This window comes from Sandaracinus amylolyticus (assembly GCF_021631985.1).
Classification (GTDB): domain Bacteria; phylum Myxococcota_A; class Polyangia; order Polyangiales; family Sandaracinaceae; genus Sandaracinus; species Sandaracinus amylolyticus_A.
Map to the genome: position 1 here is coordinate 10,069,555 of NZ_CP070225.1, position 19,076 is coordinate 10,088,630.

A 19,076-nucleotide genomic window follows, 5' to 3' on the forward strand; every position below is an offset into this window, starting at 1 on the left:
CTCGGCTGCTCCGTGGTGCTCGACACCACCGCACGACAGTGCGACTCGGACTCCGACTGTCGCCGTGCGAGCCCCTCTCTCTCGCTCGCGTGCGTCGATCACGTCTGCGTCGAGCGGGACGGCGGTGTGCAGGAGTTTCCGATCGTCGTCGACGATCACTTCGAGCCCACCGGGTTCCGCGGCGATCCGGTCGAGGCGTCGGTCGATTGTCCGGTGCGCGCGACCGGCGCCGAACAGCGCGGCGATTGCCACGTGATCGCGTACGACCCCTCGGCTCTCGAGGAGTCGGCGAACTACGCGAGCGTGACGTGGCAGAGCCCCGGCGGGAACTGGGGTGACGAGTACGGCTTCGCGATGCCGAGCGACGCGCGCTCGGTCTCGTTCTATGCGTGGGCCGACGTGGCGGGCGCGAACGCGGTGTTCGGCGTCGGTCATCGCGACGGCGACGGCTTCGAGCTGCGCACCCCGCCGATCGCGCTCGGCACCACGCCTCGGCAGTACTGGATCGACGTCACCGACACCCAGTACGACGACGTCGCGAACGGCTTCACGCTCGAGCTCGCCGCGCCCTCGAGCGGCGCGGTGCGGCTCTTCGTCGACGACATCGTCTGGGACGAGATGCCGCCGCCGGCGCCGCCGGTCGACGTGACGTTCCAGGTCGACATGACCGCGCGTGCGCTGCCCGACGGCTGCACGGTCTACGTGTACGGCACCTGGAACGACTGGGCGCTCGACGCGGACGCGACGATGTCCGACGCCGACGGCGACGACGTCTTCACCGCGACCGTCACGCTGCCGGTGGGCGCCGCGGTCCGCTACAAGTTCGCGTACTCGTGCGGCGACATGCGTTATCCCGAGACGATCCCGAACGGCTCGACGTGCGGTGTCGACGGTGGTGACTACCTCGATCGCGCGCTCACGCCGGCCGAGACCGCGACGCTGCCCACCGTGTGCTTCGGTGCCTGCGAGGGCTGCGACGGACAGGTCGACGTCACGCTCCAGGTGGACCTCGGCACGATGACGCTGGGCGCCGGCTGCACCGTGCACGCGCCGGGCGTGTTCAACGACTGGAACCGCGGCGCGGCGGTCATGACGAACACCACCGGCAACGTGTACGCGATCGGCGTGTCGATGCCGGCCGGCCTGGTCCAGGAGTACAAGTTCGCGATCGACTGCCCCGGGCAGAGCACGCGCTGGGAAGAGCCTCCGCTGGTCGAGGGCTGCACGGTCGCGTCGGACGGCGGCTATCGCAACCGCGCGTACACCGCGTCCGGCCCGATCACGCTCGATCCCGTCTGCTTCGGCACCTGCGCTCCCTGCGGCACCTGAGGAGGCGGGCTCGCGGCGGGGTTGCCTGATCGCCTCGCCGCACTGCGCCTCGACTCCGCCGTGGGCCTCGCCGCAATCGCGACATTCGGCCTCACTCCCTGCGAATCCCCCGCCTTTTTCGGCCAGAACCGACGTTCCGCGACGTCGGCAACGGGATTGCTCTATCGGGAGTGACGTTCGCGATTGGGCGCGGCGTCGATCCGCTGCATCGCAGTGTGGGAGAACGTCATGTTGGTCACGATCATCGGTTGGGTTCTGTTCGGCCTCGTCGTGGGTCTGATCGCGCGCGCGATCATGCCCGGCAAGCAGGGCATGGGCCTCATCGCCACCACGCTCCTCGGCGTCGTCGGCTCGTTCATCGGCGGCTTCATCGGCAACCTGGTGACCGGCCGCGATGCGCTCGCCATGAACCCTGCGGGCTTCATCGGCGCGGTGCTCGGCGCTCTGCTCGTCCTGTTCCTCGTGGGCATGGTCGGCAGGCGCACGTACCACCGCACGGCCTGACGAAGCGCTCACGCATCGCGGTGATCGCAGCGCGCGGCCCGAGGGTCGCGCGCGCGTCTCCGTCGGCGCTCAAGGGCAGGCGAACTGGAGCGGACAGCTCTCGAGCACGAGCACCGCACCGGGGCAGCGCGCTGCCATCTCACGACACTGCGCGAGGTTCTCCTCGGTGATGCACGGATCACCGGCGCGGTACCCGGCGCACGCATCGCTGCTCGCGCCGTCGTCTGTCTGCGTCGGAGGCGTGCTCGAGCCACATCCTCCTCCGATCGCGAGCACCGCGATCGCCATCACCAGCGCTCTCATCGGAAACGCACTCCGGTCTGCTCCTCGAGCACGACGAGGAAGACCTGGAAATCCGTCAGCGCCGCGACCGGGAAGCGATAGACACCCTCGCTCTTGAAGAGGCCCTCTTTGGCGCCCTTCTTCTTGATCACGAGCATGCCCTGCTCGAAGTGGATGTCCTGCGTCTCGTCGATCCGGATCTGCTCCGAGCGCCCGCTCGCGCCGATCTCGAGGAACCCCTTTCCGACGCCGATCCAGTCGCGGCCACACGCGAAGCGCGCGATGCCCTGCTGCGCGATCATGCGGTCGAAGTGCTGGATGCGGTGCGCCGACCACGCGCTCTCCGCCGCGAACGCGAAGTGCACGGGATCGGTCGACTCCAGCGCTCCGTCGTCGCGGAACTGACCGGTGATGCGGAACGCGATCTTCCCGTTCGCGTCGCGCCACGTGTAGTCGAAGTTCGTGCCGGTGTAGACGCCGTTCACGAAGTGACGGACGCGCTGCACCTTGAGCTCGTTCGCATCGTCGAAGCGGAAGACCTCGTGCTTCGGCCCGAGGAGCAGCCCGCGCGTGTAGCGCATCAGGCCCTGCTTGCCGACGAAGGTCGACTGCGGGCGCCGCACGAACCAGACGAGCGCGACGAGCAGCGCCGTCCCGAAGACCGCGCCCGCGAGCCCGAAGAGCAGCGTGAGCGCCCCTTCGAATTGCATCACGACGAAGAACCCGAGCTGCAGCGCGAAGTCGCGCACCAGCTGCGCGAAGATCGCGCCGCCGATGCCGCCGAAGATGAAGCCGAGCACACCCGCGGCGATGCGCTGGTTGCGCTGGATCTTCGTCGCAGGATGCCATCCGCTCTTCGTGCGGTTGGTGCACGCCGAGAGCACCGGGCCGATCGCGGGCTCGACCGGCGCGAGGAAGTCGTCCTCGGGATGTCCAGCCGTGCGGTCGTGCCGCATCCACGCGGGCTCGACCGGCTGGCGATACGGGCCCTGCGTGCCCTGCGGCCCGAACTGCTGCTCGAAGGACGGCGACGGCTGCATGACGTCGAGTCTACGCGGGCTCGCCCGCGCTCGTCCCTCGTCACATCATGGCGACCACCGGTCGGCCGGATCGGCCGACCGGCGGCACCATGAGTGCCTCTCTCGCCGGAGGGTTCGTGCGGCGAACCCTCCCCCGCGCGAGTGAATCGCGCGGGTCCCCCTCCCGCCCGAGCGCGGTGAGAGCACGACGCTCGCGTCGCTCGCGTCGTGCTCTCACCGCGCTCACGCGGACGGGCGCGCGCGGAAGAGGAACGCGTCGAGGCGACGTCGCTCCGAGGGCGTGAGCAGCTCGCCGAGGTACGCGCTCATCTCGCGCGGATCCTGGAACACGCGCCGGCTCGGGTGCTGGCTCTCGCGCACCAGGCGCATGAACTGGAGCATCTCGACGCTCGACGTCGTGCTGCCGAGGATCGCGCTGCGCTCGATGCGATCGTTGGTCGCGCGCAGCATCACGTGCGCGCGCTCCGCGGCCGGCGGAGGCATGAGGTGACAGCCGCGCCAGTCCGCGGCGATCACCACGCGCGTCGTGGGTGGAAGGCGCGACATCGTCGCGCCGATCTTCGAGATCATGTCGTCGACGTCGGTCGCGCTGCCGTATCCGGCGTCGACTGCGATCTCCATCAGACGACCGCTGTGGACCGCGCACGTGTTGAGGGCTCGCATGCGGCGATCGTAGGCCGATCGCCGCCGCGCCATCTGCCCTCAACGAGCGACGATTCGATCGGGGTCGCCCAGGAACTCGAAGTGCATCGTGTCGCGCAGCTCGTCGTCGCCGAGCCAGTAGAACCCGAAGCGCTGGAACTGCCGCACCCAGCACTCGGGCATCGCCATGCGCTGGAAGATGTCGTCGGTCTCGAGGCGACACAGCGGATGATCGGGCCACGGCGCGACGCACCCGCAGCACGAGTTGCGCTGCGGATCGACGTCGAGCGCGATGCCGTAGACGTGATTGCTGACTTCGCCGTTGTGATAGGTGTTGCGATCGCGGATGCCGCTGAGGCGCACCGGCGTGTACGGAGTCGCCGTGCACGACTCGGCGATCGCCTGCTCGGCGCAGCGCACCGCGGGGACCACGCGCTCGTGCAGGCGCACCGGCAGGCCGAACACGCGGATGCCGCGCGCGTAGTGGAGCGGCGGATGCGGGTTCCACTCGCTGCGCCCGAAGCCCTCGAAGAACCCGTAGCGCTGGGTGCGCACGCGGATCGCTTCCTGCGCGAGGCGACGCCGCTCGCGCTGCTCCTCGGGCGACATCCGCGCCTTCACGACCCAGTTGCCCCGGACCAGGCCGGTCTCCGGCTGCTGCTCGTTGCAGCGCAGCGGCGCCTCCTGCGCCGTCTCCTGCGCGCCACCGGTCGACGCGATCATCCATCCCGTGATCGACGCCGCGATGGCGGCCGCGATCACACCCCTCGTGCTCGTACGCATTCCCATCCTCGATCGAGCCAGACGTCGCGCGCTCAGCCGCGCTTCACGCCGTAGATCGCGCCCTGACGTCCCCACAGGTACGCGAGCAGATCCTCGACGTGATCGCGATCGCCCACCGCGGCGCGCACGATCTCCGGCGCCTCCAGCACGTGCCCCTGCGTGTGCACCTTCTCGCGTAGCCACGCGAGGATCGGCGCGAAGTCACCGCGCTCGACGCGCACCCAGAGATCGGGGATCGCCTGCTGCATCGCGGCACCGAAGCTCGCCGCGTAGAGGTTGCCCAGCGTGTAGCTCGGGAAGTAGCCGAACGCCGCGCCCGACCAGTGCACGTCCTGCAGCATGCCGCGCGCGTCGTCGGGCGGCGTGATGCCGAGGTACTCGCGGTACTTCGTGTTCCACGCGCTCGGCAGGTCCTTCACCGCGAGCGTGCCCTCGAAGAGCGCGAGCTCGATCTCGAAGCGGATGACGATGTGCAGGTTGTAGGTGACCTCGTCGGCCTGCACCCGGATGAGCCCGCGCTCCACGCGATTGCTCGCGCGATAGATCGCGTCGGCGTCGATCGCGCGCTCGGCGCTCTGTGCCTTTTCAGGAAAGTGCTTCTTCACCACGCCCGCGAGCCACGTCGCGAAGGGCTTGCTGCGCCCGACGTAGTTCTCCCAGAAGCGGCTCTGCGACTCGTGCAGGCCGTAGCTCGCGGCCTCGCGCACCGTCGTGCCGGTGTGCGCGACGGGAAGGCCCTGCTCGTAGAGCGCGTGACCGGTCTCGTGGATCGTGCCCCCGAGCCCGCTCAGCAGATCGTTCGCGTCGAGGTGCGCGGTGATGCGCACGTCGCCCGGGCCCTGGCCCGTCGAGAACGGATGCTCGCTCGGATCGAGACGACCTCCGTCGAAGTCGTAGCCCAGCGTCGCCGCGACCTCGCGCGAGAGCGCCCACTGCTTCGTCTCGTCCCAGCCGCCGCCGAGATCGGGCTGCTGCGGCTGCGCGCTGATCGCCTCGATCAGCGGCACGAGCCCTTCGCGCAATCGCGCGAACATCGAGCGCAGGCTCTCGACCGACGTGCCCGGGTCGTACTGCTCGAGCAGGACCTCGTAGGGATGACGCTTCTTGTCGATCGCCTCGGCGCGACGGCGCGAGAGATCGAGCAGCGTCTGCAGCACCGGTGCGAAGCGCGCGAAGTCCGCGCTCTTCTTCGCCTCGATCCACGCCTGGAAGCCCTCGCTGCGCGCACGCGCGAGCTTGTCGACGAGGTCCGCGGGGACGCGCTTCTCGCGGCGATAGGTGCGACCGAGGTTGCGCAGGCACGCGCTGCGGATCGGATCGCTCGTGGTCGCGCCGTCACCCTCGAGCTGCTCGACCCAGCGGCCGATGCGCTCGTCGGTGGTGCGCTCGTGGTGCAGCCGGGAGAGCAGCGCGAGCTGCGCGCCGCGGAGCTCCGCGGCCTTCTTCGGCATGTACGTCTGCTCGTCCCAACCGAGCACGCCCATCACGCCGTCGAGCGTCTCGATCTCGGTGAGGTGCGCGACGAGCGCGCTCCACTCGCTGGCCTGCAAAGGTCGACCTCCGGGAGGAACAATCCTTTAGCGCCCGCGCGCACGAGAGAGAAGCGCGAAATCGGCGACGCCGAGAGAGAACGCCCATCGCGTCGGGGGCAGAAAAAAGAACCGCCCCGTCTCGGTGGAGAGCGGGGCGGTCCGGAAAAAGTGGGCGGCTCGTGGGCTGGGGGGGGACGCCTTCACGAGCCGCCGCACCTGTACGCTAGAGCCAGGTTCGTGCCAGGGATCGCTGCCGCGAAATCACGAGGTTTTCGTCCGCTCGATGTCGCGCAGATTTCAGATCTGCAATTTCAGATCTGCAATGCGCATTGCGAGCGTCCGCAGCGAGAGGACCGTGATGCGCGTCCCCTGCGCACGGGCTCAGTCTCCGCTTCCGGGCGGCCGCGTGCCGTTGAACGCCTGCGTGTTCTGGCAGGAGTTGCGGATGCCGCACTCGGTGATGCCGTTGGTCTGCTGGAACCAGGTGAGCGTCCCCTCCATCACGTCGCCGTCGAGATCGCCCTCGAGGTCGACGATGAACGTGTATGCGCAGGAGCCCTCGGTACCAGCCCTGCCCGTGAGGCGTGCATCGATGTGGCTGCCGTCGACGGTGCCGACGAACTGATTGCCGCCGACCACGACGTCGAGGTACGCGCCGGCGAGCCCTTCGACGTTCACGGTGACCGACTCGCCGTCCTGCGTGACCGCGATGGTGGTGCCGGTGACGGTGCTGCCCTCTTCCCAGTTCGCGAACATGCAGGCGTTCGGGCCGTTCGTGAGGTTGATGGTGTACGTGCCCGCGACGTTCTCGGGATCGTTGCCGCAGCTCGCGATCATCAGGCCCAGGAGCGTCGAGAGAAGCACAAGACGGTGCGGTTTCATCGCTACCTCCGGGGCGCGAGGGTAGCTCGCCTGACGCGGTGCGTCGCGCCACGAGCCCATCTCGACGTGCTCTGCGCGTCGTGTCAGTCTCTGCACCGTGAGCCCAGGGCCCTCGGCGGGGCGGCGCAGTCCCGCGATCTGGATCGGTGTCGCGCTCGTCGCGATCGGCGGTGTGATCGTCAGCGCGGCAGCCGCGACCCGAGGTCGTGGGCACGCCGAGCAGGCGGCGATCGTGCCGGAAGTGATCGCGCCCGCGGTGCACGAGGGACACGCGCCTCCGGAGACGCTCGCCGATGCGAGCCGCATCGTGTCGATCGAGATGTACAGCGCGGCGTGGTGCCAGGCGTGCAGCCGCGCGAAGGCGTGGATGCGCGACCAGGGCATCACGTACCACGAGGTCGACGTCGATCGGCGGGCCGGCGCGCTCGCGCAGCTGCAGATGCTGAACCCGCGCCGTAGCCTGCCGACGTTCGACGTCGACGGTCAGGTGCTCGTGGGCTTCGAAGAGGCGCGCCTGCGCGCCGCGATCGACGACGCCGCGCGGCGTCGCTGACGCGCCTCCCGATCGATCACCGCACGCGCGCGGCGGCGTGCAGGAAGCCGGGCGCCGTGAGCGCGCGGCGCGGGCCGCCCTCGGCGGTGAGCTCGATGAGCGTCGTCGTCGCGTAGTCCGGCGTGGTCTCGGTGCCGAACACGCGCCCGTCGATCTCGAGCCACACGACGTCGGCGGTCGAGGGCTCGAGCGCGTCGATCGGCGTGAAGGAGTCGTCCTCCACGTTCCAGCGCGCCCAGCGCCACGCGGCTTGTCCGGTCACGTCCCAGCTCGCGCCGGTGGGATCGATCGTCACCAGCGACTCGTCGAGCACGCGCAGGAAGATGCTCGAGCCTCCGCCGGGCACCGGCTCGCCCGCGATCGCGCCCTCGGAGAGCGTGTCGAGCGAGCGCAGGTAGGTCGGGTCGAACGCGTCCGCGCTCGCGCGCACGCGCAGCGCGCACGGTGCGGTGGTGAGGCGCTCGATGCGATGCGCCGCGCCCGCGAGCGCCGAGCTCACGAAGTACACGTCGCCCGACGCGACCGGGATCGCCTGCGTGATGCCGGCGCAGCGCGTGTCCACGTCGACGCGCGATGCGCTGTGGGTCGTGGTGTCGATCACCACGAGACCAGTCTCCGGGAGCACGCGATCGTTCTCCCAGTCGAACCAGCCGACCGAGAAGAGCAGCGCATCGCCGCGCGCGACCGCGGCGTAGGAGTAGAGCGAGAGATAGCCCTCGCGCACGGTCTCGGGGAGCGCGATGGTGCCGGTGACCTCCATCGTGCTCGGGCTCCACACGATCAGCTGCGAGCCCGCGCGATCCGGGTAGTACGCGACGTCGTCGGACACGAAGTAGATGGTGTCCCAGAGGTCGATCACGCCGTAGGGCTGGAGGCTGAGCGCGGCCTCTTCGACGAAGCGGCCTTCGTCGTCGAGCGAGTAGCGCGTGATCGTCGGCGACTCGCCGCTGCCCACCGCGAACCATCCGCCCGCGTGCGCGTAGAGCCGCGCCGAGCCGGGCACTTCGAGCGCGCGGCTCGTGTCGATCTGCGTGCCTTCCTCGAGCGAGGGCACGACGTGGAAGTACGAGGTCGTCGCGCTGTCGTCCCAGACGCGCGTCGCGATCACGTAGGGCCCGGCATTGCCGGGCCCGTCGTCGCCGGGGGATCCATCGCAGCTCGAGAGGATCATCACGAGCGCGAGCACGAGCGGTCTACGGTTCATCATTCTCCGAGCTCCACGAGCTGATAGGCCCATCCGGGGATCGTGAAGCGCAGCGTCGGCGCGCCCTCGGCGCCGATCTCGTACGCCGACGTCGATCCGTAGTCGTTCGTGGGCAGGAGCACGATGGTGCGATCGCCGCCCACGCGGAACGCGTAGTAGCCGCCCGAGAAGAGACCGAGCTCGTCGATCGGCGCGGCGGTCCACGACGTCGTGTCGACGCGCCAGAGCCGCCACGCGGTCGCGAGCGCGGCCTGGCCGGGCACGACGTCGGCGGGGAGCTCCTCGGTGTGCAGCACCGCGACCAGCGCGACGCCGTCGGCGAGATAGCGGAACGCGGCAGTCGGACGATCGCCGACGAGCGTCGAGAGATCGCGCGTCCACGTCGTGTCGACGGCATCGCGATCGGCGGGCACGCGCACGACGCAGGGACGCGGCGCGCTCTCGTCGAAGTGCGGCGCCGGAGCGCTGAACACCCAGTTGCTGAAGTACGCGTTGCCCGCTTCGTCGACGCTCGCGACGTCGAGGCCGGGGCAGGGCGCCTCGAGGACCTCGCGCGCCTCGCCGGTCGCGGTGTCGATCACCGCGATCTGCGAAGCGGGCGCGAAGCGATAGTAGTCGTCATCTGCGAAGTAGTGCGGGTGCAGCACGCGGCCCTCGCGCGCGACCGCGCCGCGATCGAAGCTCGCGCGCACCGCGAGCCCGTCGCGCGCGGTGTCGACGCCCTCGAGCTCCACGACGCCGATCGCCTCGAGCGTCGTCGGATCCCATGCGACGCGCTGCACGTCGTCGACCGCCATGAACGCGCGCGACGAGTCGCCGAACACGTTGCGGTAGAGCGCGCCGGCCGCGCCGAAGTCGAGGAAGCTGAGGCGACCGCTCTCCGCGAACGTGCCCTGCTCGTCCGCCGAATAGCGCGTGAGCGTGGGTGCCTCTCCGTCGCCGACGAAGAGCATGCGCTCGACGCCGCCGATGGTCGCCCATCCCGCGAACTCGCGCGCGCTCGAGAGATCGACGTCGCCTGCGTCGAGCGCGTCGAGGAACACGACGTACGTCGTCGTGCCCTCGTCGCCGAACACCGTGCTCGCGACCGCGTACTGCGCAGCGACCGCGCCTGGGCCGCCGCCGTCGTCACCGCTGCACGCCGCGAGCGCGAGCGCGCCGACCACCACCACCGCTCCCCGTTTCTGCATCCGCCGAGCTCCTCGAGCGCGCGCGCCTCGTTCGCCCGCGCTCCTGCTGGAAGACCGCGAAGATGGTCGTCATGAGAACGACTGTCAAAGTCGTTCTCATGGAGTGTCGGGAAATCTCGAATGATTTCACGACACGAACCGACCGTGGTTGAGCTCCGGCGCACCATCGCCGTCCTCGTCCTTGAACATTTCCACGAGAATGATAGTGACTTTCAAATCCGAGAGGTCCCATGCCGTATCCCGCTTCGCTCCGAACGTTCCTCGCCTCGCTCCTCGCGCTCACGCTCGTCGCCTGCGGCGACGACTCCGCCCCATCCGACGATGCCGACGCCGGCGCCCAGCCCGACTCGGGCGCGTCCGACGCCTCGCTCCCCGATGCGTCCGAGCCCGTCGACGATCCGCTCTTCGTGCTGCACTCGGCGGTGCAGAACAGCGAGGGCCGCACCAACTACTTCACCGCGGTGCGCTCGCTCGGCGAGGTCGCGGAGATCGACTACACGTCGTCGATCGAGCTGCCCGGACGCGCGCGCCTCTACGCCGAGCCCGGCATCGGGTTCTTCGCGATCGGCGATGGCGAGGACACGAGCGTCACGCGCTACACGCTGCGCGAGGACGGCACGTTCGAAGAGGGCGAGCGCCTCTCGTTCCAGCCCTTCGGCGTGACCGCGATGGGCGCGCAGGCCGTGCTCTTCGTCAGCCCCACGCGCGCTTACTACAAGGACCCGGGGCAGGCGCAGATCATCGTGTGGAACCCGACCGCGATGGAGGTCGAGACCGTGATCGAGCTGCCCGCGGATCTGATCCGCGAGGGTCGCGTCACCGGGTTCAGCGCGTGGGCGAGCCGGCCCGGCGAGGCGTACTTCGCGGTCGGCTGGACGACGATGGAGTACGACCGCGTCGACGCGGGCAGCGCGCTCGTGCGCATCGACACGACGACGAACGCCTTCACCGTGATGAACGACGCGCGCTGCCGCGATCTCAACAAGGTCGGTGTGGTCGGTGACGCGCTCTACTTCTTCAGCGGCGTGATCAACGGCTTCGGGCACGCGGTGTATCCCGACGACGGCGGTCAGCAGGACTGCATGCTGCGCGTGATGCCGGGACAGAACGTGTTCGATCCGAGCTGGGTCGGGACGATCTCGAGCGCGCTCGAGGAGAACGAGATCGGCACGGTGATCGCGGTGACCGGCGACGGTCGCGCGTGGGCGCAGGTCGTCGACACCGACGTCGCGCCGAGCACGCCGGGCTCGACCTACGGCGAGTGGTACGCGGCGGGCTGGCGCTGGGTGAGCCTCGACCTCGCGACGGTCGGCGACGTGGTGCGCATCGAGGGCGAGCCGGGCGCGTACAGCGGGTTCACGGTGGTCGACGGAACGCGCTTCTTCGTGTCGCAGACCGAGGCGGACTACTCGGAGACGACGCTGCTCGATCTGAGCGGTGGCGCGCCTGCGCCGGGCATCACCTTCCCCGGGTTCGCGCTCGACCTCGCGCGCGCTCGCTGAGGCTCGCTTGAAGCTCCCTCGTCACGCGTTCCAGACGTACTGGGACGTGCACGCGTGGTCGGGCGCGATCGCAGCGATCGTGCTGAACGCGATGTTCTTCGCGGGCGTGTTCGCGCTCTTCCACGAAGAGATCGCGCTCTGGCAGGACCCTCGCGCCCATCACGCGCCCGGCGCCGTGTGCAGTGATGCGCAGCTCGAGCCGCTCGTCGCGAGCGCGCTCGAGCGTGCGGGGTTCCCGGTGCGGACCGCGTTCGTCACCGTGCACGAGGGAGCGTGCGCGCCGACCACGATCGATCTGCGGGGCGTCGAGGCGCACCAGCGTCGCGTCGTGATCGGCGATGCGCGCAGCGGTGAGGTGCTCGATCAGCGATCGAACGTCGCGACGTTCCTCTTCTACTTCCACTTCCTCTATCACCCCGACGCCGGCTGGGGCATGTACGTCGCGGGGCTCTTCGGGCTCGCGCTGCTCCTCGCGATCGTGAGCGGCGTGTTGATCCACCTGAAGGATCTCGCGCGGCAGCTGCATCGTTATCGCGACGACGAGCACGGCGTGCGGGTCCTCTTCTCCGATCTGCACAAGGTGCTCGGGGTGATGGGGCTTCCGTTCCAGACGATGGTCGCGCTCACCGGCACGATCATCTGCTTCGCCGCGCCGCTCGCGCGCGCGTGGCAGGCGCCGGTGTTCGCGAACGACCCGAACGCGGCGCTCCAGGCGTTCTTCGACATCGATCGTGCGCCGCCGCCGAGCGACGTCGAAGGGTCGCGCCTCGCGCTCGACGAGCTCGTCGCGCGGGCGCGTGCGGCGGTGCCCGAGATGGAGCCCGACTCGGTGCGCCTCACGAGCCCCGGTGACGCGAATTCGACGGTCGAGGTGACGGGGCCGGTGCACGGCGTGCTCTTCGGGCAGGCGCGGGTGCGGGTGCGGGCGAGCGACGGCGAGGTGCTGCGCGTCTCGGTGCTCGATCATGCACGCGCGACGCACGTGCTGATGCGCTGGGTGTACGGCCTGCACTTCGCGTGGACCGCGGGCGCGGTGACGAAGCTGCTCTACGCGCTGCTCGGGATCGCGGGGTGCGCGACGCTGCTGAGCGGCAATTGGATCTGGCTCGCGCGGCGCGATCGGCGGCGTGAGCATCGCGGCAATCGCGTGCTCGCGCGGCTCACGCTCGGCGTCGGGCTCGGCATCGCGAACGCGGTCGCGGCGATGTTCCTCGCGAGCCGGGTGCTCCCGTTCTCGCTGGCGTGGCACCTCGAGGGTGAGGTCGCGGCGTTCGTGCTGGCGTGGATCGGCGCGACCATCGCGGCGTTCGTCGCGCGCGACGAGGCGCGCTGCGCGATCGCGCTGCTCGTCGTGTCGGGCGCGACCTTCTCGCTCGTGCCGCTCGCGAGCATCGTGGTCACCCCGCTGCGCGCGTTCTCGGGCTCCGAGGTCGCCGCGGTCGATCTCGGTCTCGCCGCGTGCGGCGCGATCATGCTCGGCTGCGCCGCGCTGGTGAGGCGCGGCGCGCGTCGTGCTCGGTAATCTGTCGAAGATCGGCTCGCCCGCCCGTTCCTACCGTCCGCGCGCTTCGCGCGCTCCCGTCCGGGACGTGCGGGACGAGCACTCCGGCAGACTCAGTAGTCGACGACGAGCTTCAGGTAGATCGAGCGCCCGGGGCGCTGCACGCCGAAGAGATCGTAGAGGCGCTCGTCGGTGAGGTTCGTCAGCTCGATCGTCGTCGCGATGCGGGGCGCGCCCATCACCCGGTAGGTGAGCGCGAGGTCCTGCGAGAATTGCGAGGGCACGGTCTGCTTGAGATCGCGGCGTCCCTGCGACTCCCAGCCGCGGAAGAACTCGTGCACGTAGCGCGCGTCCCACGTGAGCGTGAGCTCGTCGTCGCCGAACAGGTCCTGCACCCGGAGCTGCGCCGAGAAGTTCGCCCAGACCCACGGGCGGTTCGGCATGCGATCGCCGCGGAACGAGGAGAACGTGCCCTCGCTGCTCGTGTTCCGATGGTCGAGGAACGTCGCGTTGGCGCCGAGCGCGACCCACTCGCCCGGGCTCTCCCAGCGCACGTTCGCTTCGGCGCCCGCCGAGAGCGCCTCGTAGACGTTCTGATACGAGAACGTGCGCTCGTTGCCGAGCAGGATGATCGTGTCCTGGTGCCATCGGAGGAAGCCCGCGGCGCTCGCGAGGATCGCGCCGATCGGCGTCCGCTCGAGATCGAGCGAGAGCTCGACCGTGCCGTTGTGGCTGCGCTCCGGCGCGAGCTGCAGGTTGTGGACGATCTGCACGCCATCGCCGAACACCTCGTAGGGCTCGGGCAGCCGGGTGGCGTACTCGTAGCTCCCGCGCGCGAAGAGCCCGTCGACGATGCGCACGCGCACTCCGTCGCCGAAGCCGACGTCGTGGGTCTCGCGCCGGCGGTCGACGAAGGTGTTGCCGGGCAGCACCTCCTCGCTCGACGCGAGATAGACGTAGTCCTTGAAGAACACCTGGTTCTCGAGCAGGTCGTCGAACGCCGAGACCTCGTACGAGAGGCCCGAGACCATCGTGAAGAGCTCGCGCCGCGCGGTGAGCGGGTCGCGGCCACCGGGGTTCGACTCGATGCGCTCGTCACCCGAGCGGCTCACGTAGCGCGGCGTCGCGTTGAGGTGGATCGAGTGCTCGGGCGTGATCTGCCACGCGAGGTTGAGCCGCGCGGGGAGCGCGTCCTCCCAGATCGTCTGATCGCGCGGGCGCGACTCGATCTCGCCGGCCACGCGACGCTCGCGCACCCGTCGTCCGCGCCAGTCGTAGACCCACGACGACGCGTCGAGGAACGTGATGTCGCGCCGCGTGTAGCCGACGTACGCGTCGATGCGGACCTCGTCGGTGATCGTGTGCTCGTAGCGAGCGAGCGCGCCCGCGCTCACCTCGCCGTAGACGACGTCGCCGTACGGCACGCTCATCACGATGTTGTGCTGGAGGTCGCGATCGTACTCGCCGACGAACCCGCGAATCGTGAGACGGTCGGCGAAGGGCACACCGACGAAGCCGGTCTCGAGCGACACGCCGTAGGACTCGTATCCGTCGTGGAAGCGGCGCACGCGCGCGGGCTGGAGGCGCCCGCGGGAGTCGGGCACGTCGACGTCGATCCAGTAGTCGTTGTCGGCGTGGTCGTAGTGGAGCTGGGCGCCGGCGTAGAAGCCGGTGTCGTCGTGACGGAAGCCCGCGTCGGCCGAGAGGCGGTAGGTGCCCCACGAGCCGGTCTGCAGCGAGACGCTGGCGTGCGACCGGAAGTACGAAGGACGGACCAGGTTGATCGCGCCGCCCAGCGCGTCTGCGCCGAAGCGCAGCGGCACCGTGCCTCGATAGATCTCGATGCGCTCGACGAGGTGCACCGGCACGTTCACCGTGCCGCTGCCGAAGCCGACGAGCTGGTACGGGACGCCGTCGACGAACATGCGCACCGCGCTGTCGCACATGCCGTGCAGGCAGATGCGCCCGAACGAGCCGAGCCCGCCCGCGCGGCGCACCGTGATGCCTGCCGTGCGCGCGAGCGCGTCGCCCATGTCGGCGGCACGAGTGCGCACCTCGTCGGTCTCGACGACCTGCACCGAGTCGCTCGACTCGGCGAGCTCTTCGGCCTCGGTGGGCGCGCGCACCACGACGTCGTCGGTGAGGAGATCCTCGAGCTCGATCTCTTCGACCTCGTCGTCGCGCTCCTGCGCGTGCGCGACGACGGGCGCGAGCGCGAGCGCGAGGATCACGAGGCAGCGTGCGCGTCTCATGGGCGGGCTCCGATCGCGAGCGCGAGCGCCGCGGTCGACACCGTGAGCGCGAGCGCGGCGCGCCAGACGCGCGCGTCGAGGAAGACGAGGGACGCGGCGGCGACCCAGAGCGGGACCGTCGCGCCGAAGCCGATCGCGAGCCGCACGTCCTCGGCGGCCGGCACGAAGAGCGCGAGCGCGATCCCGGCGAGCACGGCGGCGGGCAGCGCGCCGATCACCGCGAGCAGCGTGCGCAACGTGGCGAGGACGCGCTCACGCATGGACGCGCTCCGCGATCAGCGCGGCGAGCGCGACGACGACGGCGAGGGCGCTCGTGAGCGCGCGCGAGCGCGGCGCGATGCGCGCGGCGATCGGCAGCACGCTCGCCGCGAGCGTCCACGCGAGCGTCGCGACGAACACGCCCTCGACGAGGTCGGTGCTCGACGCGACGCGCGCCGCGGCGACGAAGAGCGCGGCGCTCGTGATCCGCAGCGCGATGCGATGCCGTGGGTCGATCGCGCCTGCGTGGAGCGCGGCATAGGAGAGCCACGCGAGGGCGGAGCCGGCGAGCTCAGACAACGTGGCTCTCCGTGGAAAAACCTCGATGAGGCGTGAGGATGAGAGTTGCTCTCATTCTCGCGTGGCTAGCAGGCGGACCCCCGAGCGTCCAGGCCCGAGGACATCGGGCGTGCGGTTCCGACCGCCATGTCGGCTGGGCCCGACCACGCGGCGGGGCTCGGCGCGCGCGTTCGGGTGCCGCGTGCGCGGGCACATCGCGTGCTGATGCGCGCGTGCCATGCACGCTCGTTCGATCGCCTTCGTCGCCGCGCTCGTGTCGCTCGCGCTCTCGAGCTCACCGGCGCGCGCGGACACCTACCGCGTCGGGCCCGGGGGCTCGGTCCGACAGCTCGCCGATCTGCCCGCGCTCGCGCCGGGCGACGTCGTCGAGGTCGAGGGCGGCGCGACGTACGAGCCCGCGTCGTTCGAGACGCCCGGCGCCGACGGCGCGCCGATCGTGCTGCGCGGGATCCGATCGTCGGCCGGTGAGTGGCCGGTGCTCGAGGGCGGTGAGAACACGCTCGAGCTCGCGGCCGATCACTACGTCGTCGAGGGCTTCGAGATCCGCGGCGGCACGAGGCGCTGCGTGTTCGTGCACGCGCACGACCTCACGCTGCGCAACCTGCGCATCCACGACTGCGTGAACCACGGCATCGAGGGCGGCGGTGGTGGCGGCGGCGATCTCACGCTCGAATTCGTCGAGGTGTATCGGAGCGGCGAGGGCACGCAGCACCACCAGATCTACGTGTCGAGCGACACGAGCGCGCATCCGGGCTCGGTGTTCCGCATGCGCTTCTGTTACGTCCACGACGGGCGCGGCGGGAACAACGTGAAGAGTCGCTCGGAGCGCAACGAGATCCACTTCAACTGGATCGAGGGCGCGCTCTATCACGAGCTCGAATTGATCGGGCCGGATCCCGACGACGCGGGCGTCGGCGAGGACGACGCGATCGAGAACAGCGACGTCGTCGGCAACGTGCTCGTGAAGGGCGGCGGTCACTCGGGCGGCTGGATCACGCGCATCGGCGGCGACGGGACCGGACAGACGTGGGGGCGCTATCGCTTCGTGAACAACACGATGGTGCTCGCGAGCGACTCGAGCGGTGTGTTCCGCGTGTTCACCGGCGTCGACTCGCTCGAGGCGCACGGGAACGTGATCGTGGCGCGCGGCGCGAGCAGCGCGCGTGTGGTGCGCGACGTCGAGGCGGAGTGGCTCTCGGGCTCCGCGCAGCTGCACGGCTCGAACAACTGGGTGATGGACGGTCTGGGGTTCGTCCCCGCGAGCTGGACCGGGACGATCCGCGGGAGCGATCCCGGGCTCGAGTCGCTCGAGGGGAACGACCTGCGGCCGCGCGAAGGGAGCGTGCTGATCGACGCCGCGATCCGCGCGCCTGCGAGCCCGGCGGGCTTCGCGTTCCCCGGTCCGCTCGCGGTGCCGACGCATCATCCGGGCATGCGCGCGCTCGTCGCGCCCGAGATGCCTCGGCCCGACGTGGGCGATCTCGACATCGGCGCGTTCGAGCACGGCGCAGGGCCTCCGGTGACGGCGCCCGACGCCGGGACGATGTCGATGCCCGACGCGGGAAGCGCGTGTGTGCCCTCGTGCGGCGCGCGCGAGTGCGGGAGCGACGGCTGCGGAGGGACGTGCGGGAGCTGCGGGCCGCGCGAGGCGTGCAGCAGCGCGGGCGCGTGCACGTGCGAGGACCGTGCGAGCACGTGCGGCGGCGCGTGTGTGGACACGCGATCGAGCCCGGATCACTGCGGCGCGTGCGACGTCGCGTGCGAGGCCGACGAGGTGTGCGCGGAGGGCGCGTGCGCGAGCGAGTGCAGTGGGTCGCTGGTCGCGTGTGATCGCGCGTGCGTCGACACGACGCGGGATCGCGCGCACTGCGGTGCGTGCGGCGTCGTCTGCGAGGGTGCGTGCGAGGACGGTGCGTGCGTCGTGACCGGGCGGGTCGAAGGAGGATGCGGATGTCGCGCGGTGGGCGCGCGATCCGGCGCGCGCGGCGCGTGGATCGTGATCGCGCTCGGGGCGCTGGTCTGGGCGCGACGGCGGCGCCGACATCCGCGCTACGGCGCCGTCCACTCGCTCGGCGGCGGCTCGCCGTCGAGCGCGCGCAGGAACGCTGCGATCACACGCTCGTCGCCCTCTTCGTAGAAGAAGCTGCTGGTGATGAAGGACTCGAGATCCCGCGTCCCGCTCCGCCCGTACGGCGCGGTCTGCGCGATGTTGCGCAGCGACGGAGTGCGGAACCGTCCTTCGTCGTCCTCGGTCGGACCCTCGGGCAACGTCAGCGCCTCACCCGCGTCCTGATCGAAGTAGGGCCCGGCCGCGCTGAACGGGCTCGCGAGCAGGATCTCGATGCCCTCCGCGCGCCCACGATCGCCATCGGTGCCGCTCGCCGCGGTCAGACGGAACGCGCCGTCCGCGAGCATCGGCCCCGAGTGACACGTCGCGCATCCCGACCGCACGAAGCGCGCGAGCCCGCGCCGCGCGTCCTCGTCGAGCGCATCGCGCTCACCGTCGAGATAACGATCGAGCGCGCTCGGACCGCTCGCGATCCGTCGCATGTACGCCTCGAGCGCCTTGCCCACGTTCGCGACGACTCGGTTCACCGCGTCGCGATCGTCCTCGCTCATCGCCTCCCAGCTCGCATCGCCGGGCTTGCCCTCGGCGGGAAGACCCTCGAGCACCGGAAGCGCGCCGAAGATCGCTTCGTACGCGTCGCGGTGCTCGCTCGCGATGCGATGTGCGATCGCGAGCCGCGTCGTGCGCATCTCGATCTCGTTCTCGAACGCGAAGAGCGGCTGCGACCACAGGCTGTCGGCGCGCCCGTCCCAGAAGAAGAAGCCTTCGTTCCACCCGGCGTTGTAGAGCGTCGGGCTGTTGCGCGCGCCGGGCGATCCCGCGATCACCTCGGACACCGCGACGCCGTCCTGGAACGCGCGATCCGCGCGATGACACGTCGCGCAGCTCACGTCCGGCACCGTCGCGAACCCGGTGTCGAAGAAGATCGCGCGCCCCAGCTCGGCCGCCCGCACGTCGTCGGCGTACGCGTTCCCACGCGCCGCCGGCAGCGTTTCCGGAAGGCGCCACGCGGCGATCGTCTCGCACTCCGCGTCGTCGAGCCCGAGGTCCGCGCACTCGGCGCGCAGCCCGGTGAGCGGCTCGGCGCAGCCGACCGCGAGCGATGCGAGCAGCGTGATCGAGAGGGAGCTTCGCATCGTGATCGCACCGCGATCGTACGCGCCGGCGCAGGGGCTTGGAACCATACGTCCAGTCTGCGATCGTGGACGCGCCCGCGCCCCCGAGCGCGCAGAAACACGAGCTGCATGCGAAGCC

General features: G+C 70.4%; 18 protein-coding genes. 6 read left to right on the forward strand and 12 right to left on the reverse strand.

What is annotated here, in order from left to right:
• The first annotated feature begins 15 nt into the window (after positions 1 to 15).
• A complete protein-coding gene (locus I5071_RS42850) occupies positions 16 to 1,329 on the forward strand; it encodes a hypothetical protein (protein ID WP_236519187.1) in 1,314 nt (437 codons plus the stop codon).
• A 228-nt stretch (positions 1,330 to 1,557) separates the two neighbouring features.
• Complete coding sequence (locus tag I5071_RS42855) at positions 1,558 to 1,833, forward strand: GlsB/YeaQ/YmgE family stress response membrane protein (RefSeq protein WP_053239052.1); 276 nt, start codon at positions 1,558 to 1,560, stop codon at positions 1,831 to 1,833.
• Between the two features lie 69 nt (positions 1,834 to 1,902).
• Here I5071_RS42855 and I5071_RS42860 read toward each other — a convergent pair whose 3' ends face one another.
• The 6 genes from I5071_RS42860 to I5071_RS42885 form a co-directional block, all read right to left on the reverse strand.
• A complete protein-coding gene (locus I5071_RS42860; protein ID WP_236519188.1) occupies positions 1,903 to 2,136 on the reverse strand; it encodes a hypothetical protein in 234 nt (77 codons plus the stop codon).
• Positions 2,133 to 3,155, reverse strand: a complete 1,023-nt coding sequence (locus tag I5071_RS42865; protein ID WP_236519189.1) for a DUF6585 family protein — start codon at positions 3,153 to 3,155, stop codon at positions 2,133 to 2,135. The genes I5071_RS42860 and I5071_RS42865 overlap by 4 nt, the downstream gene beginning before the upstream one ends.
• 222 nt (positions 3,156 to 3,377) lie before the next feature.
• Positions 3,378 to 3,818: a hypothetical protein gene (locus tag I5071_RS42870; protein ID WP_236519190.1), complete on the reverse strand. Its 441-nt coding sequence runs from the start codon at positions 3,816 to 3,818 to the stop codon at positions 3,378 to 3,380.
• Positions 3,819 to 3,857: 39 nt separating this feature from the next.
• A complete protein-coding gene (locus I5071_RS42875; protein ID WP_236519191.1) occupies positions 3,858 to 4,580 on the reverse strand; it encodes a M15 family metallopeptidase in 723 nt (240 codons plus the stop codon).
• Positions 4,581 to 4,612: 32 nt separating this feature from the next.
• On the reverse strand, positions 4,613 to 6,130 hold the full coding sequence (locus I5071_RS42880; RefSeq protein ID WP_236519192.1) for a carboxypeptidase M32: 1,518 nt from the start codon (positions 6,128 to 6,130) through the stop codon (positions 4,613 to 4,615).
• Positions 6,131 to 6,493: 363 nt separating this feature from the next.
• The gene (locus I5071_RS42885; protein ID WP_236519193.1) at positions 6,494 to 6,949 is read right to left on the reverse strand and encodes a hypothetical protein; all 456 of its coding nucleotides are present in this window, start codon (positions 6,947 to 6,949) and stop codon (positions 6,494 to 6,496) included.
• A 142-nt stretch (positions 6,950 to 7,091) separates the two neighbouring features.
• Between I5071_RS42885 and I5071_RS42890 the strand changes: the two genes are divergently transcribed.
• Positions 7,092 to 7,547 (forward strand): glutaredoxin family protein, encoded by a 456-nt coding sequence (locus I5071_RS42890; RefSeq protein ID WP_236519194.1) that lies wholly within the window; start codon positions 7,092 to 7,094, stop codon positions 7,545 to 7,547.
• 16 nt (positions 7,548 to 7,563) lie between these two features.
• Here I5071_RS42890 and I5071_RS42895 read toward each other — a convergent pair whose 3' ends face one another.
• On the reverse strand, positions 7,564 to 8,751 hold the full coding sequence (locus I5071_RS42895) for a hypothetical protein (protein ID WP_236519195.1): 1,188 nt from the start codon (positions 8,749 to 8,751) through the stop codon (positions 7,564 to 7,566).
• Complete coding sequence (locus I5071_RS42900; protein WP_236519196.1) at positions 8,751 to 9,941, reverse strand: MxcI; 1,191 nt, start codon at positions 9,939 to 9,941, stop codon at positions 8,751 to 8,753. The genes I5071_RS42895 and I5071_RS42900 overlap by 1 nt, the downstream gene beginning before the upstream one ends.
• A gap of 230 nt (positions 9,942 to 10,171) precedes the next feature.
• Here I5071_RS42900 and I5071_RS42905 point away from each other — a divergent pair, with 230 nt between their 5' ends.
• Both I5071_RS42905 and I5071_RS42910 read left to right on the forward strand, forming a co-directional pair.
• Positions 10,172 to 11,443: an MxcI gene (locus I5071_RS42905; RefSeq protein WP_236519197.1), complete on the forward strand. Its 1,272-nt coding sequence runs from the start codon at positions 10,172 to 10,174 to the stop codon at positions 11,441 to 11,443.
• Between the two features lie 7 nt (positions 11,444 to 11,450).
• On the forward strand, positions 11,451 to 12,965 hold the full coding sequence (locus I5071_RS42910; RefSeq protein WP_236519198.1) for a PepSY-associated TM helix domain-containing protein: 1,515 nt from the start codon (positions 11,451 to 11,453) through the stop codon (positions 12,963 to 12,965).
• Positions 12,966 to 13,057: 92 nt separating this feature from the next.
• On the opposite strand, the gene I5071_RS42915 is transcribed toward I5071_RS42910, so the two are convergent.
• Genes I5071_RS42915 through I5071_RS42925 form a run of 3 tightly spaced genes read right to left on the reverse strand, consistent with a single transcriptional unit; the run spans position 13,058 to position 15,754 of the window.
• Positions 13,058 to 15,196: a TonB-dependent receptor plug domain-containing protein gene (locus tag I5071_RS42915; RefSeq protein WP_236519199.1), complete on the reverse strand. Its 2,139-nt coding sequence runs from the start codon at positions 15,194 to 15,196 to the stop codon at positions 13,058 to 13,060.
• A complete protein-coding gene (locus I5071_RS42920) occupies positions 15,193 to 15,456 on the reverse strand; it encodes a hypothetical protein (RefSeq protein WP_236519200.1) in 264 nt (87 codons plus the stop codon). The genes I5071_RS42915 and I5071_RS42920 overlap by 4 nt, the downstream gene beginning before the upstream one ends.
• Positions 15,449 to 15,754: a hypothetical protein gene (locus I5071_RS42925; RefSeq protein ID WP_236519201.1), complete on the reverse strand. Its 306-nt coding sequence runs from the start codon at positions 15,752 to 15,754 to the stop codon at positions 15,449 to 15,451. Before I5071_RS42925 ends, I5071_RS42920 begins: the two co-directional genes overlap by 8 nt.
• A gap of 217 nt (positions 15,755 to 15,971) precedes the next feature.
• Between I5071_RS42925 and I5071_RS42930 the strand changes: the two genes are divergently transcribed.
• Positions 15,972 to 17,891 carry an MYXO-CTERM sorting domain-containing protein gene (locus I5071_RS42930; protein WP_236519202.1) on the forward strand — a complete coding sequence of 640 codons (1,920 nt, stop codon included), beginning with the start codon at positions 15,972 to 15,974 and terminating at the stop codon, positions 17,889 to 17,891.
• On the opposite strand, the gene I5071_RS42935 is transcribed toward I5071_RS42930, so the two are convergent.
• Positions 17,804 to 18,958 carry a cytochrome-c peroxidase gene (locus tag I5071_RS42935; protein ID WP_236519203.1) on the reverse strand — a complete coding sequence of 385 codons (1,155 nt, stop codon included), beginning with the start codon at positions 18,956 to 18,958 and terminating at the stop codon, positions 17,804 to 17,806. The two genes, I5071_RS42930 and I5071_RS42935, sit on opposite strands and share 88 nt — an antisense overlap.
• Positions 18,959 to 19,076: the final 118 nt, after the last annotated feature.

Coding starts and splice junctions, on each gene's coding strand:
- I5071_RS42860 (WP_236519188.1), bottom strand. CDS start 2,136: ATGAGAGCGCTGGTGATGGCGATCGCGGTGCTCGCGATCGGAGGAGGA.
- I5071_RS42865 (WP_236519189.1), bottom strand. CDS start 3,155: ATGCAGCCGTCGCCGTCCTTCGAGCAGCAGTTCGGGCCGCAGGGCACG.
- I5071_RS42900 (WP_236519196.1), bottom strand. CDS start 9,941: ATGCAGAAACGGGGAGCGGTGGTGGTGGTCGGCGCGCTCGCGCTCGCG.
- I5071_RS42855 (WP_053239052.1), top strand. CDS start 1,558: ATGTTGGTCACGATCATCGGTTGGGTTCTGTTCGGCCTCGTCGTGGGT.
- I5071_RS42870 (WP_236519190.1), bottom strand. CDS start 3,818: ATGCGAGCCCTCAACACGTGCGCGGTCCACAGCGGTCGTCTGATGGAG.
- I5071_RS42905 (WP_236519197.1), top strand. CDS start 10,172: ATGCCGTATCCCGCTTCGCTCCGAACGTTCCTCGCCTCGCTCCTCGCG.
- I5071_RS42875 (WP_236519191.1), bottom strand. CDS start 4,580: ATGCGTACGAGCACGAGGGGTGTGATCGCGGCCGCCATCGCGGCGTCG.
- I5071_RS42885 (WP_236519193.1), bottom strand. CDS start 6,949: ATGATCGCGAGCTGCGGCAACGATCCCGAGAACGTCGCGGGCACGTAC.
- I5071_RS42920 (WP_236519200.1), bottom strand. CDS start 15,456: ATGCGTGAGCGCGTCCTCGCCACGTTGCGCACGCTGCTCGCGGTGATC.
- I5071_RS42895 (WP_236519195.1), bottom strand. CDS start 8,751: ATGAACCGTAGACCGCTCGTGCTCGCGCTCGTGATGATCCTCTCGAGC.
- I5071_RS42915 (WP_236519199.1), bottom strand. CDS start 15,196: ATGAGACGCGCACGCTGCCTCGTGATCCTCGCGCTCGCGCTCGCGCCC.
- I5071_RS42930 (WP_236519202.1), top strand. CDS start 15,972: ATGCACGCTCGTTCGATCGCCTTCGTCGCCGCGCTCGTGTCGCTCGCG.
- I5071_RS42935 (WP_236519203.1), bottom strand. CDS start 18,958: ATGCGAAGCTCCCTCTCGATCACGCTGCTCGCATCGCTCGCGGTCGGC.